Below are 16,166 nucleotides of genomic sequence, written 5' to 3' on the forward strand. Positions count from 1 at the left end.
CATAAACGGATATACGATGAGAGATTGTTCGTAGTAAACAAGGTCTTGAAAAAGAGCATATACCCGTCATATGGAGAATTGTTGATCTATGAGAATAAGCAGATGCTCGCGTACTGGTTGGAGGCACATTCGATACCCCATCCGCGTACGTGGATATTCTATGACAGAAACGAAGCACTTCGCTTCACTGCACAGTGCACGTTACCTGTTGTGGCAAAGACATCGATCGGCGCCTCTGGTTCGGGTGTGCGTATCATCAGGGACCGTAATGAGTTCCGGAAATACGTTGAGACGGTGTTCTCGGAGGATGGCATCAGGAGAAAATGGGGTCCGAATTTGAGAAGGGGAGACTTCTGGAAGAGGCTGGTTTCGAGGATAAAGAATCCCGTGAGGTTCTACCGGTACTTCCGCAGTAAGTACGAAGCCGTGGCAATGAGTCCACAGCGGGGCTTTGTCATTCTTCAGGAATACGTCCAATGTGATTCCGAGTGGCGGTGCGTACGCATCGGTGATTCTTATTTTGCCCATAAGAAACTAAGGGGGCGCGGGGAAATGTTCAGTGGTACGTCTATGGTCGGTTGGGAGAGACCGCCTGAAGGATTGTTGAACTTCACTAAGGAAGTGTGCGATGCCGGTGATTTCTTGAGCCAGGCAGTGGATATTTTTGAGCAGAAAGATGGAAAATATATGGTCAACGAGCTTCAGTGTTTTTTTGGTTCAAAGAACCCGCACCAGATGATCGTCGATGGAAAACCTGGCAGATACGTTCAGGTGAGCGGGCGATGGGTCTTCGAAGGAGGTAGTTTCAATGGTAATAACTCCTTTGATCTCAGATTGACACACGTCATTGAACTACTAAACCGGGGATTACTGTGAAGCAGAAGTGGAGCACGCTCTCGGTCTTCTACGGGAGACTGCGCGACCGCAGTCCGAAAAATGTCAAATGCCTGCTGTCGAGAGCTGTCTTTTCCCTGACCGACAAGCCATCGGTGACGTCGCCGGATGGTCCGGCCGAATCGCTTTTTGCCGATGGTTTCAAAGGAGGACTTGTTATTTCAGCTGATTTTGAATTGGCCTGGGGATGGCGCTATGCGAAGACCCGGCAAGATCCCCTAAAGATGGCACTGCAGGCCAGGGGAAACATGCCCAGACTCATGGAAATCTTCGAGGAGTATCGCATCCCCGTAACCTGGGCGACGGTAGGTCATTTGATGTTGAGTTCCTGTAACCGCCGTACCCATTCGTGGATGAGGAGAATACCTTATTTCGAAAACAAGAGATGGCTGTACGATCGGGGGGATTGGTTTGAGCATGATCCATGTACTATCTGGGAAAGGGCCCGGGCCTGGTACGCGCCGGATATTATCGAATCAATACTCCGTTCTCGAGCGGGGCATGAAATAGGATGCCACACATTCTCGCACATAGACATGAGCAATGAGAACTGTCCCCAGGAGGTCGCCGAAGATGAGATCCTGGCTTGCGTGAATGCCGCGAAAGAATGGGGCTTTGCACTGAAGTCATTCGTGTTCGCAGGGGGAACCTACGGGAACTACGAAGTACTCAAGAAATACGGGTTCACGAATTATCGCCGGAAGTTGACACATGACCTGTCGTATCCACGCCTGGATGAACAAGGGCTGGTGATACTACCAAGCAGTGTGGAATTGAATGATGATGGCTGCAGTTGGTCGCGCGAGTATTACATACGGCGCCTGATCAAGTATCTCGATAGAGCCGCCAGCACACGAACGATATGCCATTTTTGGTTCCATCCTTCGATGGTCCCGTGGTTCGTGTATGATGTGCTGCCTCCTGTCATGCATCACGCGGCTGGCTTGCGTGATAAGGGTTTGCTGTGGACCCGAACGATGGGTGCAGCTGCGGAAATGGTGGTCAAACGGTGCGGAAAGGTTGATTGATGTCAGGTATTGTTGGAGTAATAAGCATGCGCAGTGCAAGGGCGCGCATTATTGAAAGTGATTTCATGCTCATGCTCCATTCCCTGACTGGCGGCCGTGTCACTACTATGAAGGATGAAAAGCATCTGCTCGGTGTAGCTGGCAGCGACAATATGCGAGGTGCTGCGCAATATTGCACTAATCAGGATAGCACTATTCATTGTATGATTGATGGAGATGTTTTCATCGACAAAGATGACCAGCAGGCAATAGCCAGGCACTATGGCATGCGCGGAGTTACCCAGCCGTATTTCCTTGTGCCGTTTCTTTATGAGAAGTCAGGAGTCGATTTCACCGGAATGCTGAAGGGCTGGTTCAATATTCTGATATATGACAGCAATCGACGGGTCTATCATCTGGTCAACAGCAGATTGGGTATGCGGCCTTTGTATTACTACAATGGAGGTGGTTATTTCGTTTTTTCATCCAGATTAGGGCCGATGTTGAAACTTTCACTGATAAAAAAGAGGATCAATAAAAAATCGGTGGCAGACTACATTCTTTTCAACTATCCCCTTGCCGATAGTACATACATCGAAGGTGTTTCACTGCTGTCGCCGGCCAGCGTGTTGACGATTGGAGATACAGGTGTCACGCAGCGTAACTACTGGTCTCCAGTATCTTTGTTCGTCAGGAAACTCGTGCCTCTTGGTGATAGCATTGTCCACGCTGAGCGTCTTCTGAAAAAGGCGGTCAACAAAATGCATGCAGATGCCACCGTTGTTGGTGTTTCGCTTACAGGAGGATTTGATGGCAGGACAGTGCTCTCGCTGATCGACAAGGCAAAGGAAGATCTCATCCTTTACTCTTTTGGCGAGCCCGGTTCGAAAGATATCAGCATTCCCCTTGCGATATCCAGGCAATTATCCTATGAATATTTGCCGATAAGCCTGGATGACGATTACGGAAACAGTATATTTACCGGGTACGCGAAGGAATGCATTATTCGTTCTGATTGCCGGAGTACGCTTGCCAGAGCACATTATCTCTATGCCCTCGATGTACTCAGCCGTCGCGTGGGCGTGGTTCTGACCGGCAACTGCGGAAGTGAATTGATCAGGCCGGTCCACGTTACCGGTGAGGTGATCAGCGCCAACATGAGGAATTTTTTCAGACTGCTCAATAGTGAAAGCATAGCCAATACGTTTGACCGGTTCAGGGTGCCCAAATATTTCACGAGAGAGGAGATCATTCTGCTGAAGAGCAGGATCTGCGAATCCCTGCGGGATTATGCTTTGAACAGCCAAGGGTTGACTCTGAACCAGAGATTTTATCTTTTCCTTGTCAAAGAGGTTTTCAGGAAATATTTCGGGACAGAAATGGCAATGGAGGACGGATATGTGCACAACCGTTCACCATATCTTGAGGATAACTTCATCGATTTCATTTTCAAGACACCTCTGTGCGGTGCGAATTATGATTTCTATGAGAAAAATCCATTCGTTAGGATCAACGGTCAGCTTCTCTATGCCCGGATAATCAACAATAACAACACGAGGCTGGCAAGGTTTCCCACCAGCAAGATGTATGCTCCGAGTGACCTGCTGACCGGTGTCGGCAGGATCAAAGCGGGATTTTCATTTCTCTACCGCAGACTGCTCGGGACCAACGGTGACGGCTATGGTCTTGATTTAGGAGTGGAAAGGTTCATGCGAGAGAATCTGGAAAATGTTGATGGTGTAGAATTTTTGAATACCGGAGAGATGCTCGACGACTTCAGAGACGGCACCTGGAAAAAACACAAACTCGATTTCTACAAGGCAATTTCCTGGGCTTATTGGTACAAGCACACCTTTGACCTATGATACGCGCACTTCATGTAGTCAGTTCGTGGCCGACAGAACGAAAACCATTTGTGAAGCCGTTTATCGTTTCGCAGATCGATTCCCTGAGAGAATCCGGGATCGTAGTGGATGTCATGAATCTTGATGCAACCGGGGATTCGTTCAACTACTTGTCCGGCATGTTCAAGATCCACAGCAGGGTCAGAAGGCAGCAATATGATTTGATACATGCACACTACAGTTATTGTGGTTGGAGTGCCATTTTTCAAAGAAGGGTACCGGTCATAGTTTCTCTGATGGGTAGTGACCTTTATGGTATATTGAACGGACGCGGTAGTCAGACGCCAGCTGGTCTGTTCAACATATTATCAACAAAGGTACTTCTGAAATTGGTGAACGCGGTGATCGTTAAATCGGAAAGGATGGCAGAATTGGTCAATGTGGGTAACGTTTTTGTCATACCCAACGGAGTGGACTTTGGAGTGTTCAAGCCGAATTCAAAGAGAAGAACAGGACAAACCCTTTCAGCCGACAGGAGAGTGCTCTTTTTGGGCAATCCCAGCCTCCGAAGGAAAAACCTTCTGCTTGCTCAGGGTGCAATGGCCATGGTCAGGAGACGATATCCAGCTGCGCGGCTGGTCAGCGCTTTCGGTGTCGGTCAAGAGAAGGTCGTGGAACTGATGAATTCGTCAGATCTACTGTTGCTTACATCGCTGCAGGAAGGTTCTCCCAATGTAGTGAAAGAATCCATGGCGTGCAATCTGCCAGTCGTTTCGACCGATGTTGGTGATGTAAGAGAGGTGATAGGAGATACGGATGGTTGTTACATTACTTCTTTTGCGCCGGAGGACGTGGCGGAAAAGATCGTCCGCGCCCTTGATTTTGGCCGGGAAACGAACGGCCGCAAGCAGATAGCACATCTTGAAATAGGGATCGTAGCAAGAAGAATCATACAAGTTTACGAGGATATCCTGGAAGGGAAGAAGCGGCGATGAATTTTATGACTATCACGTATTGTAGTAATGCAGTTTCAGAAAAAGGCCGGGTGTGACGATGCGGGACTTCACCCTTCGTGCCTTCGAACTGCTTCTCGACAAACTCGTGGAGCAGGGACAGAACTTCGTTACTTTCGAGCAATATTGCGAAAAGGATGTGCCGGACCGTTACATAATGATGCGGCATGATGTGGACAAGTGTCCCGAATCGGCGCTGCGCGTGGCAAAGATCGAGCACCGGCGTAACCTAAGGGCGAGTTACTACTTCAGGGCAGAAGGTTTTGAACGCAGCATCTCTATAGTCCGGGAAATAGTGTCCCTTGGACACGAGATAGGCTACCATTATGAGGACCTTTCCGTCGCCAGGGGCAATCTGCAGTACGCCATTGTGCTGTTCAACAGGAATCTGAAGATGCTGAGAGAATTCTATCCGGTGAAGACTATTTGCATGCACGGCAGCCCTTTATCAAGGTATGATAATCGTTCGATCTGGGAACATTATGATTACCGTCAGTTCGGCGTGGCAGGGGAACCCTATCTCGATATTGATTTCAATGAAGTAATTTATCTTACTGATACTGGAAGAAGGTGGGACGGCACGGATTACAATGTCAGAGATAAGGTTGTATCACCTCTTGTCCACACCTACAGATCGACGTTTGATATCGTCGCGGGGTTTGGGAATGGCAAACTCCCCCAGAAGGCGATGATCACCATCCATCCTCACCGTTGGACCCAGAAGGTTATACCATGGTTAAAGGAACTGGTCTGGCAGAACACGAAGAACGTCGGCAAGCGCTATTTCATATTGAGGAGACGATGAGATGAGAATCGTGCATGAACTCGAGCGCCACAAGTGGTCTGATTTTGTATCCCACCATCCCAGGGGCAATGTTTTTCAGAGCTGCGAAATGTATGATGTCTATAGAGATACGGAGGGCTATAAACCGATTTTCATCGCCGTCCTTGGCGATGATGATGAGGTATTGGGTGTACTTCTTTCCGTCATACAGACCGAGAAATCCTTTGTCTTGAAGGATCTGACAGCAAGGGCGGTAATATGGGGCGGGCCGCTTGTGAAGGATGATGATATGTCGGTCATGCACGCCCTTCTCAGCAGTTACGATGATATCGTAAAATCCAGCGTATTGTACACGGAATTTCGAAATCTATGGGATATATCAGATAATCACACATCGTTCGAGAAGAACGGATACGTGAGGCATGAGCATCTGAATTTCCTGATAGACTTGTCACGCGGAAGGGATGAGGTCTTCGCGAAACTGAGTTCGAGCAAGAGAAGGCAAGTGAGGAGAGGCCTGGAAAAAGCAGAGATAGTTATTGCCGAGGATGAGAGCGAGATCACTGACTATTACGGTGTTTTGCGCGATTATTATTCTGAAGTCATCAAGAAACCATTGCCTCCCCTGAGTTTCTTTCTCAACTTTCACCGCATACTGCGTCCGCAGGAGAAGGGTGTGACATTTTTGGTCAAAAGCAACGGCGAGACTATTGGCGGTATCGTGTGTCCCATAACAAGAAACTACGACCGCAATGTCATTTACGAATTGTACGTCGTTGGTTCGAGGGAACACGACAACCTCTTTCCGAGCGTCCTTGCGACCTGGGCGCCAATTGAGTGGGGTGCCAGGAACGGGTTCGATCATTTTGATTTCATGGGTGCGGGAAGGCCAGGCGTAAGCTACGGCGTCAGGGAATTCAAGGCAAAATTCGGTGGAGACATGGTAAGCTATGACCGGTTCAGGAAAATCCACAGGCCGATACTGAATGGTTTCAGTCAGATCGGGTTCCGTCTGTGGAGATTATTACACTAAGGCAGTTTTGAATATATGAGAATAATATGTGATGCAGGGCACCCGGCTCATATACATTTATTCAAGAATGTCCTGTGGCAGTTGGAAAAAAGTGGACACAGGTACCTCGTGACCACCCGTGACAAAGAGGTCACGCTTGACCTCTTGCGCAAGTATGATATGGAGCATGTTTCTTTCGGACACCGCTATATGAGTGTCTTTGGCAAGGCTTATGGCTTGTTCAAGTTTGATTCCAAGATGCTATCGGTAGCGAGGCGTTTCAATGCTGATATTTTCATCAGCCACGGTTCGATGTATGCAGCCCACGCCGCGTCGTTTCTCAACCGACCCCATATTTCAACTGAGGATACGGGTAACATGGAACAGATCTGGCTGTACAAGCCTTTCACCAAGGCTATTCTGACTTCAAAATGCTTTGACAGGGACCTCGGCAGCAATCAAATAAGGTATGATGGTTACCATGAACTGGCCTATCTGCACCCGAATTATTATACCCCCAATCCAGACGTTCTCAACATTATGGGGATACGAGCAGGGGAGAGGTATGTCATTTTGCGTTTTGTTTCCTGGCGTGCGAGCCATGATCTTGTACATGCCGGTATATCCGCGCAGAACAAATTGAAGGCCGTGCGCGAGTTCTCAAAGCATGCAAGAGTATATATTTCGTCCGAAGCACGGCTGGAAGATGATTTATTACCGTATCAGATGTCATTAACGCCGGAAATGATGCACGATGCGCTCAACTATGCATCGATGCTTTACGGGGAGAGCGGCACGATGGCGTCAGAAAGTGCGGTATTGGGAACCCCCGCGATCTTTCTTGACAACGTCGGAAGATATTATACCAGGGAACTGGAGAAACAGTATGGTCTGGTCTACAATTATACTGAGTCACCAATTGATCAGGAACGGTCTATAGAAAGAGGGGTCGAGCTATTGAAAAAGGTGGATTTAAAAAAAGAGTTTACTGTAAAGAGGAATACGATGTTGAGTCACAAAATCGATGTGACTGCTTTCCTTAGATGGTTCATCGAGAATTATCCTTCGAGTCACGATCTTATGAGAAGAGATCCCGACTTTCAGTTGCGGTTCAAAGAAAAGGTGATATGAATGCATGCTCGTAGAATGAAATCACGAAATGCAGTTAAGGATCTACTTAAGGGTGTGTGTTTCGGTGAATCGGTTTCCGTGTTGGTGAAATATCTTTCCAGCTTCAAATCGAGGGGTTTTGATTTTCTGATAATCACGACCCACGAGGATCTGATACAGGCAGCTGAAATCAGAAGGTATGATCTGATACTGTGTGTGCCCCTGCTCAATGATTTTGTGAACATCAATGATTCTCTTTTGAAGGCGCACAGACTATTGAAGAAGGACGGGGTGCTGGTCGGCAGGATCGAGACCTTGGAGACGAAGAAGATGCGTGTTCTTCGAAAAAGAGGTCGTTTTGTTTACGGAAGCATTTTCGTTTTTGATTTCTTCTTTCGTCGGTTTCTGGTGGGCTTGTTTGGACAGGGTAAGATAGCCAAAAAATTGGGATTGAAAAGGTATCGTATCATGTCAAAATGCGAGGCACTGGGCAGGCTTCGTTATTGCGGATACGATATACTACATTTGCAGGAAAGCGCCGGTCATCTTTGTTTTGTGTCGCGGGCAGGCAAGGCGCCAATGAACGGTGATCCTTGCGAAGGATTATTCATAAGGATACGAAAGCAGGGTCTGCATGGAAACGATTTGTACTGCTATAAGCTGAGGACAATGCACCCTTATGCGAATTATCTTCACGATTATATCCTCGACAATCTGGATCTGGACAACAACGGAAAAGTTGTCGATGATTTCAGGGTGCCATTGTGGGGAAAGATCATCAGGAAATCGTGGATCGATGAACTCCCCCAGTTACTCAATATCCTAAAAGGAGAATTATCATTCATTGGCGTGAGGCATCTATCGAAGGAATTCCTTGAACTCTATCCTGAGAAGTGGCGCAGGGAGCGCATGAAAGTGAGACCCGGTTTCGTCCCTCCTTACTACGCAGATTGTCCGAAGACTTTCGAAGGGATTATCGAATCCGAGAAGCGTTACTGCAGGTTGAGAAAAAAGCATCCATTGACAACCGATATCTACTATTTTATCAGGGTCGTCATTAGTTTTCTGACGATGCGCGCGAGGACAGGTTGAAGAGCATATTGAAGTGAGTAACCTGTCGTAGAATTTCTGAACATCGAAGAGCCGTTATTTTGAGAAGAAACCCCCGTAAACGGGGGCTTCTTACTTCAATTGTGAATCCAGCAGAAGCTAACCTATGTTAACCACTACTCCTTAGGACCCTCAATCTTGCTTCGGTGCGTTTCCTGTATTCTTTTGCGCCGACGTGATTTGGATTGAGCGCAAGTACTCGTTTGAATACATTTAGTGCCTCGTCGTATTTTTCGCTTGTGAAAAGTGATACCCCTCTTTTATATAGATTTTCGATCTCGGCTTCGCTGACCCTTGGTGTTGTCGGTGCGGATGGTTTTGTTGGCTTGGCAGGCGGTTTTGCAGGCGCCGATGTCAGCTTGCGGAGTTCGGCAACCGCATTCTTTGCCTCGGTGTGGTCAGGGGCCAGCGATAGCACTTGTTGCCATGATTGTATCGCTTGCGTGTATTTTTTCGATTGGGTCTGCTTCTTTGCCTCTGAAATGTAATATGCAATGAGATTCGCGCGTCTGAGTTCGAGCGCGCCAAGCGATTCCTGTGCCTCGACATTTCCAGGATCAAGAGAGAGAACCATCTCAAATGCCGCTTTTGCCTGTATGAGGTTACCCTCTGTGAAGTAGATCTTTCCCTGTTCGAGGTGATTTCTTATGCTGGCTTCTTTATCCCTTGATGCTTGTTCCAGTCGCAATGCTTCTTCAGTCTTCTGCATGTTGAAGACCAGCTTGCTTCGCACCCTTGATCTTACATTGATCTTTGCTTTGTAATCGACGTAGTCTGTTCTTTTTACGATGATCGTGTAACTTCCCGCCGGCAGATTGACCGAGAACGTGCCTCCACTCGCGGTATATCTTTTGTTCAACTCTGTTATTTCGACGACTGAATTGGTCAAAAATTCTTTGTTCACGTTATCCTGGATGACACATTCGATCGTACCGGATTCGGGTTTCTCAAGCATGAAGCGATTGGTGGCTTCGATCCCGAGAGTAATGCGCGGTGAGAATGGTCGCCGATCTTCGCCGAGCTGTTCGACTTTGGTCAGAGCAAACGTGGGTGTGACGTATTTGTTGTGATACCTGATACCTATGCTGGCGTCGCGGCCATCCATTTCGGTCATGAATTCCAGACCGAATGGAAATCTAAGGGACGCGCCGAGAAACAGACCGAATGCCCAAGCCGAATGTTCCTCTGTTATGTAATCATCGCCTAAAACGAGATAGTCTGTATTGAAATAGCGGCTGCGCTCGCCGTAGCCGACAAATCTTCCCCTACCCAGGCCGATCACAATATTGAAGATCTTGCCGAAGGTCTGCTGCATCCCGACATACGCCGAAAGTAATTCAGCGGGCCTTCCTCCTGATTTAGTGGCGTATCCGATTTCCTCAAGGAAGCCAACCGTATCGCCAGTTCCCAGAGATGATATGTGTTTGGCGTATGTGATGTTGTCGATCCCGACGAATAAAGCAGGCCCCTTTCCGGGTTTAACAATTACGTAAGAAAAATTGAGCGCAAAAGCAGTTGGTTTGTACATGGAAACGGCGATTTCGCCCCGGCCTGCGAATCCATAACGAAGAAAAATGTCGTAATCGGCCGGATCGGGTTCGATGTCATCGGTCGGGTCTGGGTCATCTGAATACATTGAACTGGAATAAGCAAAACCTATTCCCCAGGTGCCACTCATATCATACATGTCTGCTGTTGGAATATTGATGAATCCGGACGTACTAGCGAGATAAGTAACTAACAAAAATGAAAACATAGTTGTGCACATTCACACCTCCGGGGCAAAATTACACTATTTTTCGGCCGCCGCACCTACCTTTATATCGCGGAGCGACTCGGCATTTACATAAATCCGTTCGTTATTGCTCTCAGGGTCCACCGGGATGACAAAAAATCCTTTGGTCGATTTGCTGTATCCGAGACTGATCCCACGTATTACTTCTCCATCATCGAATTCGACCCTGATTTTGAGACCCTTGATACCGGAAGTATCCACTTCTTCGAATCTCTTTTTCTCAGCATAGTCTTTGTTCCCTTCAAGCGTTTTGACAAAGAATATTGCCTTTAAATCGGCAAGTTCTATTTCGTATTCACTGCCGCGATCCTTGTCCTGTTCGGATGTGAGATGGAATGATATCTTGGTCGGTGTGAAATCGCGGGTGAATCCTTTGAGCAATCTACCGTCTTTGAAGTGAACAACGACCCACATCTATCCTCCCTGATTGCATAAATAATAACGATAATAGATAAAATGTCAACAGTGGGCTGGTATTGAAAAAACGGAGCCTCGGAGAAACGGTGATACGACAGAGGTTCGGAGGATGCGAGGTTAGGAGGTTGGGGAACGGCGGAAGCATAACTTAAGAAGATGAGAGCCCAAGCAGTTCGGCACGCCAGAGGTCGAGACGGTGAGAAGTTCGAAAGTTGAGAGCGGAAATAACGAGTATAGCGGAATTAACGCCATCGCTCTACCAACGGAATTAACGAGAATAACGGTCATAGCGGACTAAACGATCGATAGGGAAGAGGTGCATGTTGCCCCTTGACAAAAAACATTTTTTTATTATAATTAACTAGACTTAAGTGTAAGTTATATCATTAAACTTAAGTCTTAAAGGAACTAAACGCATGAATATAACCGATATATCAATTCACCTGGAAGAGCTTTGCTCCCCGATCATCCCATTAACGGCTGCCTATTCTTTCTACCCCTACTGCTTTTTTATTTATATTAGACTTAAGTCTAGGAGGTAGTATGTGCAGGTATATACCTAAGGCTTTTTTTCTATTGGCGGTGATGGCTGCGGCCTTTGCCCCCGCAGTCTGTTTATCATATATTGGAGCAGAATGGAATCCTACCGGAGAGCCCATCGGAGGAGGCCCGTGTTACGGCGATAGCATCCGGCATCAGGATGCTGACTACTATGTGGTCACCAAGGAACAGCTCCTAGGTGCACTGGCCAGTGCAACTGCGGGTGATGTCATCTATGTTGCTGATACTGCAGAGATCGACATGGGAGAAACTGAGGAGATAAACATTCCGGGTGGCGTCACCCTGGCCAGCGGGCGCGGCCGTGTTTTATGCGACACTATCTCCTGGGGAGGTCTTTTATACACCGATGATCGGGATGATGAGATGAATTGCCTGTTCAGAACGGGCGGTAACAACGTTCGCCTGACCGGTCTTCGCTTGAAAGGTCCGGATGGTGAGGTGAGCGACCGCAGCAACAGCCCCCAATACGTGAGATCTATCACAGGGGTGGAGTTGACAAGAAGCGGTGCCGAAGTGGATAATTGCGAGATATACGACTGGCCAAGAGCAGGAATCCAGGTAACGGGAACATTCGACACTGCGTATATCCACCATAACTATCTACATCACATCCGGCGTCAGGGAAGCGGATACGGGGTAGTGTGTAATGGCAGCAATTACTCGTTGATAGAGGGCAATTATTCTAACTTCTGCCGCCACCATGTCGCGGCGACTTATGATATTACAAACAGTTACGAAGCACGCTACAATATTTATGGTTACAACAGTTACTTGCAGGGATTGGACAGGCATGGTAGTGGTAGTGATGGGGGCAAACTGACCTGGATCCATCACTGCACCGACAAAAACAATTCGCCGACCGGCAGTGTGTATGCAGTATCCATAAGAGGAATTCCACAGGATTCGGGTAAGATACATGATTGCTGGTTCTGGGAGGAAGACAGTGCCGATGCTTTTCAGGTTCTCTACAATGATAATATGCGTATTCGCGATATACATTACGGCAGCACACCGCCAACCACCATGACAAGTATCCTGCCGGCATCTGTGATAAATGTCGACGTTGATTCTGGTACGGCGCCTCTCACGGTGGCCTTCGACGGCACGAGTAGTTATGACAATGATGGTATAGTTGCATGGTTTGAGTGGAATGATGGTGACGGCAATACGGTAAGGGATGGGACAATGAATCATACATATGAAGACATCGGTATATACAATGCGGAATTGATGGTCTGGGACAATAAGGGCTGCGAAGACAAGGAATTTGTCACCATAACGGTTCTACCCGATGATAACAGTTCTTATATAAGTCTTTGGGTGAAGGACGGCTACCGGGATAACTCAAGCGGCTACTTCAGCATACGGGTTCTCATTGATTCAGAGGTCATATGGGAGCAGGATGTTGCAGGAGACAGCGGATGGATACACGTAGTTGCAAATATCGACGATGAGATAAGCGGGAAGGATTCGGTGACCGTAGTCTTAGAAGTCCTCAGTGAACAGCAGGAATCGGGTCAATTCGTGGAACTCGAAGTCTATTTTGATGATATTGCCGTGTTTGGGGGAGAGATCCTCAATGGTAATTTCGAAGAAGATGGTGACAATTGGGTATATCAATGCGGAGGCACAGGATTCCTCTATAGTGCATACTACACGAGCGAAGATACGAGGAGTCGCAACAGGTCTGCTCTGATCACACAGCAATACAACGTCAATGCTACGCAGGGATCCTACGGCAGGTTAAAACAGACGATATCACTGACGGGTATCGCTGAGCAGAAAGATTCATCCCTGAAATCCGGAAGGCTAATTTCGCCTTTTCCAAATCCGGCGATGAATTTCACGACGGTTGCATATAGCCTCGTCTCGAGAAGTGAAGTGAAGGTTGGAATATATGATATTACGGGAAGCCTTGTCAGGGAGCTGGTCAGCGCGACACAGTACCCTGGTCAATACACTATCGTATGGGATGGCAAAGACACCCTTGACAGACAGGTATCAAGCGGTGTATATTTCTGCACGGTTAATGCTGATGACTGGAGGGATACGAAGCAGATAGTCTGGGTAAGGTGACTGGCACTTTGCTCTTTGAAATTTTGTTGGATCTTGCCATACGGATGCACCTCCTCGATAAAAGAGGGCTCTCGGTCTAAAACCTCGTGCATACTCATAGGCTTTACAGGGGCCGGGGGCCCTCTCCTTTTTTGTACTGACTTGCTGCATTAGCTGACTGATTGATTCCAATCCCCTAATTAAAAAAGCTTGACTTCGGAAGAATATCATCTATTATTGATCTAGCACAAATATTCGTGCGCGAGGAGCGATAAGTAATAGTAAATGGATGACAAAGAGAAAGTTTTCTTTCCACTATACCACGTTTTGAAGAGGATGCTGGATATTTTCATGGCTTTAATTGGTTTGATTATCCTTGCTCCGGTGTGGATGATTTTGTGGATCGTTATAATCGGCGAAGATGGATCTCCGGTTTTCATTAAGCAGAAACGCATTGGTAAGGATGGTAGACATTTCAGTGCTTTTAAGTTTCGCTCAATGCACACATCTTCATTGTCTGAGTGCGTGAATGTACAGGCATATGAAAACGATGCAAGAATCACAAAGATCGGGAAGATCCTTCGCAATACCGCGATTGATGAATCCCCGCAATTGATAAATATTTTACGCGGAGATATGAGTTTTGTAGGTCCTCGTCCTCTACTCTCTTGCGAAGTCGAGGTCCATAATCCGTCCCCCTCTGATATAGAGGATATACCCGGGTACGACCAGCGTATTTCAGTAGTACCGGGGCTTACCGGGATAGCTCAGCTTTGCATGCCGCGCGATGTATCGAGGGAGAAGAAGTTTGAATATGATCTCATGTACATCAGTAAGAGGTGTTTGCTGACGGATATAAAGCTGATTCTGTTTTCTCTGGCCGTCACTTTCCTCGGCCGGTGGGAAAAGCGGGGCAGAAAACTCTCTGTTCATTGCGATTGATACTGGTCCACGACAACGCTGCACGCTCAACGCTACACGCATCACGCTGAAGACACTCTTCCCTGAAGACACGTATGCACTGAGAATCTGAGGAACGGAGCGCCGGTGGGACGGTGAAAAACAGAAGTTGAGAAGATAAGAGGTTAAGAAACTGAGAAACGAAACGATAATAACGGGCTAAACGAAATTAACGGTATTAACGATAATAGCGAGAATAACGGAAATAACGCTACTAACGATAATAGCGAGACTAACGGTATTAACGTCTGTTAGTAATTTCGAAATTCGAAATGCGCAATGCGAAATGTCGTTCTTGCGGTATTAGCGGGAATAACGAAATTAGCGAGAACAACGATATTAACGATACTAACGAACTAAACGATACTAACGTTCCTAGTTAATAAGTACGAAGTACCCGACTGCAAGTCCCAAACCACCCCATGCAAGATCTTTCCATGAAAAATGTCCCTTTTTCTTTTTATCGTAGAATTCTTTGCCGAAAGCCAGCAGGGCAGTCAGGGAGACGGCGTACACTTTACCCCTTTGCTCGTCACCATCGAGCCGGCAGACGTAAAAATGGTAAGTTAGCCCCGGGATCGCAAAACCAGCTGAAAAGTGTAGTATTTTGTCCTCACCGAACCACGAGTCTGATATTACCTTTTTCATCTCTGGCATAATGGTGAGACTATCTGAGTTGTTGACTGAATCTACATGAACGTCTTCATTCTGTCCTGATATTGTTGAGGTCGCGGTTAAAAATACCAATACATACACCAGCATCGATCGATTATAGCAGCACGCTGACGTCTGTCAACCGTATGCGAATACCTTCATTCGAACTCAAAGAAGCATTCTCTTCAAATCCCAAGCACTAAATACCATTCCGTAAATACTCAAATCCTAATCACCAAAGCAATTATAACTAGAACAGCGTAGTTAGCCAATGTAGCGATATTAACGAGATTAACGCACCAAACGTAATTATCGATAATAGCGGGATTAACGAAAATAACGGGAATAACGAACTAAACGAGAATAACGAGACTAACGGGAATAGCGAAAGTAACGAGATTAACGCACCAAACGTAATTATCGAACGTATTGCTTGACTTTATCGTTTCACGGAATATAATGACTGACAAATGAATCCGGTAATCCTGAGCCTTTCCCTCCTATTGTTCAACCAAACACCTCTTCTCAATGAAAGCTTTACAGGCACTGCATTCCCGCCCCCGGGCTGGGACACGCTGCGATCAGATACCAGCATGGGCGACTGGTACCGGTATTACTACACCGGACCTTCAGGCCCGGATTCATACCAGGCGCGAGTTCGCGTTTTTTCATACCTGGACACGCTTAGAACGGGTTGGACCACCCTGAAGACCTTCAACATAAACCTGAATGATGCATCGGGACAGGAAAGTCTCTTCTTCTGGTACAGATTTTCACAGGACGTTGGTAACCTCGGTCCTGACGACACGATGTTTGTTGATATCTCAAATGACGATTACACCTGGATGAACTTATTTAAGATTGGCCAAGGCGCTGACACAAATATATGGACGATTGCTCGTATCCCGCTGATTCTCTATGACGCATACGACAATGCGAGAATCAGATTT

Annotated in this window: 14 protein-coding genes; 11 read left to right on the forward strand and 3 right to left on the reverse strand. The window is 47.1% G+C overall.

Annotated features, from left to right (window positions below):
* The 8 genes from OEV79_11030 to OEV79_11065 all read left to right on the forward strand — a co-directional run.
* Positions 1–876: hypothetical protein (locus OEV79_11030; protein MDH4211967.1), on the forward strand; the 876-nt coding region annotated here is incomplete at its 5' end.
* On the forward strand, positions 873–1,922 hold the full coding sequence (locus tag OEV79_11035; protein MDH4211968.1) for a polysaccharide deacetylase family protein: 1,050 nt from the start codon (positions 873–875) through the stop codon (positions 1,920–1,922). The genes OEV79_11030 and OEV79_11035, both read left to right, overlap by 4 nt.
* Before the next feature lie 26 nt (positions 1,923–1,948).
* Entirely contained in the window at positions 1,949–3,766 is a 1,818-nt protein-coding gene (locus OEV79_11040; GenBank protein ID MDH4211969.1) for an asparagine synthase-related protein, read from the forward strand.
* Positions 3,763–4,740, forward strand: a complete 978-nt coding sequence (locus OEV79_11045) for a glycosyltransferase (protein MDH4211970.1) — start codon at positions 3,763–3,765, stop codon at positions 4,738–4,740. The genes OEV79_11040 and OEV79_11045 overlap by 4 nt, the downstream gene beginning before the upstream one ends.
* 58 nt (positions 4,741–4,798) lie before the next feature.
* Positions 4,799–5,563 carry a hypothetical protein gene (locus OEV79_11050; GenBank protein ID MDH4211971.1) on the forward strand — a complete coding sequence of 255 codons (765 nt, stop codon included), beginning with the start codon at positions 4,799–4,801 and terminating at the stop codon, positions 5,561–5,563.
* A gap of 1 nt (position 5,564) precedes the next feature.
* Positions 5,565–6,575 carry a GNAT family N-acetyltransferase gene (locus tag OEV79_11055; GenBank protein MDH4211972.1) on the forward strand — a complete coding sequence of 337 codons (1,011 nt, stop codon included), beginning with the start codon at positions 5,565–5,567 and terminating at the stop codon, positions 6,573–6,575.
* A gap of 15 nt (positions 6,576–6,590) precedes the next feature.
* The gene (locus OEV79_11060; GenBank protein ID MDH4211973.1) at positions 6,591–7,685 is read left to right on the forward strand and encodes a DUF354 domain-containing protein; all 1,095 of its coding nucleotides are present in this window, start codon (positions 6,591–6,593) and stop codon (positions 7,683–7,685) included.
* Between the two features lie 15 nt (positions 7,686–7,700).
* Positions 7,701–8,756 carry a sugar transferase gene (locus OEV79_11065; GenBank protein MDH4211974.1) on the forward strand — a complete coding sequence of 352 codons (1,056 nt, stop codon included), beginning with the start codon at positions 7,701–7,703 and terminating at the stop codon, positions 8,754–8,756.
* A gap of 127 nt (positions 8,757–8,883) precedes the next feature.
* On the opposite strand, the gene OEV79_11070 is transcribed toward OEV79_11065, so the two are convergent.
* Together OEV79_11070 and OEV79_11075 are read right to left on the reverse strand one after the other, a co-directional pair.
* Entirely contained in the window at positions 8,884–10,542 is a 1,659-nt protein-coding gene (locus OEV79_11070) for a tetratricopeptide repeat protein (protein ID MDH4211975.1), read from the reverse strand.
* 24 nt (positions 10,543–10,566) lie between these two features.
* Positions 10,567–10,983, reverse strand: a complete 417-nt coding sequence (locus tag OEV79_11075) for a hypothetical protein (GenBank protein ID MDH4211976.1) — start codon at positions 10,981–10,983, stop codon at positions 10,567–10,569.
* A 546-nt stretch (positions 10,984–11,529) separates the two neighbouring features.
* Here OEV79_11075 and OEV79_11080 point away from each other — a divergent pair.
* Positions 11,530–13,623: a PKD domain-containing protein gene (locus OEV79_11080; GenBank protein MDH4211977.1), complete on the forward strand. Its 2,094-nt coding sequence runs from the start codon at positions 11,530–11,532 to the stop codon at positions 13,621–13,623.
* A gap of 315 nt (positions 13,624–13,938) precedes the next feature.
* Positions 13,939–14,544 carry a sugar transferase gene (locus tag OEV79_11085; protein MDH4211978.1) on the forward strand — a complete coding sequence of 202 codons (606 nt, stop codon included), beginning with the start codon at positions 13,939–13,941 and terminating at the stop codon, positions 14,542–14,544.
* Positions 14,545–14,937: 393 nt separating this feature from the next.
* Here the strand turns inward: OEV79_11085 and OEV79_11090 are convergent, their stop codons facing one another.
* A complete protein-coding gene (locus tag OEV79_11090; protein ID MDH4211979.1) occupies positions 14,938–15,324 on the reverse strand; it encodes a hypothetical protein in 387 nt (128 codons plus the stop codon).
* 362 nt (positions 15,325–15,686) lie between these two features.
* On the opposite strand from OEV79_11090, the gene OEV79_11095 reads away from it, so the two are divergent.
* Positions 15,687–16,166, forward strand: a 480-nt coding sequence (locus OEV79_11095) for a hypothetical protein (protein ID MDH4211980.1), incomplete at its 3' end; no start/stop codon positions are given.

It is taken from the genome of candidate division WOR-3 bacterium, assembly GCA_029858255.1.
Lineage (GTDB): Bacteria > Hydrothermota > Tepidihabitantia > SM23-42 > SM23-42 > SM23-42.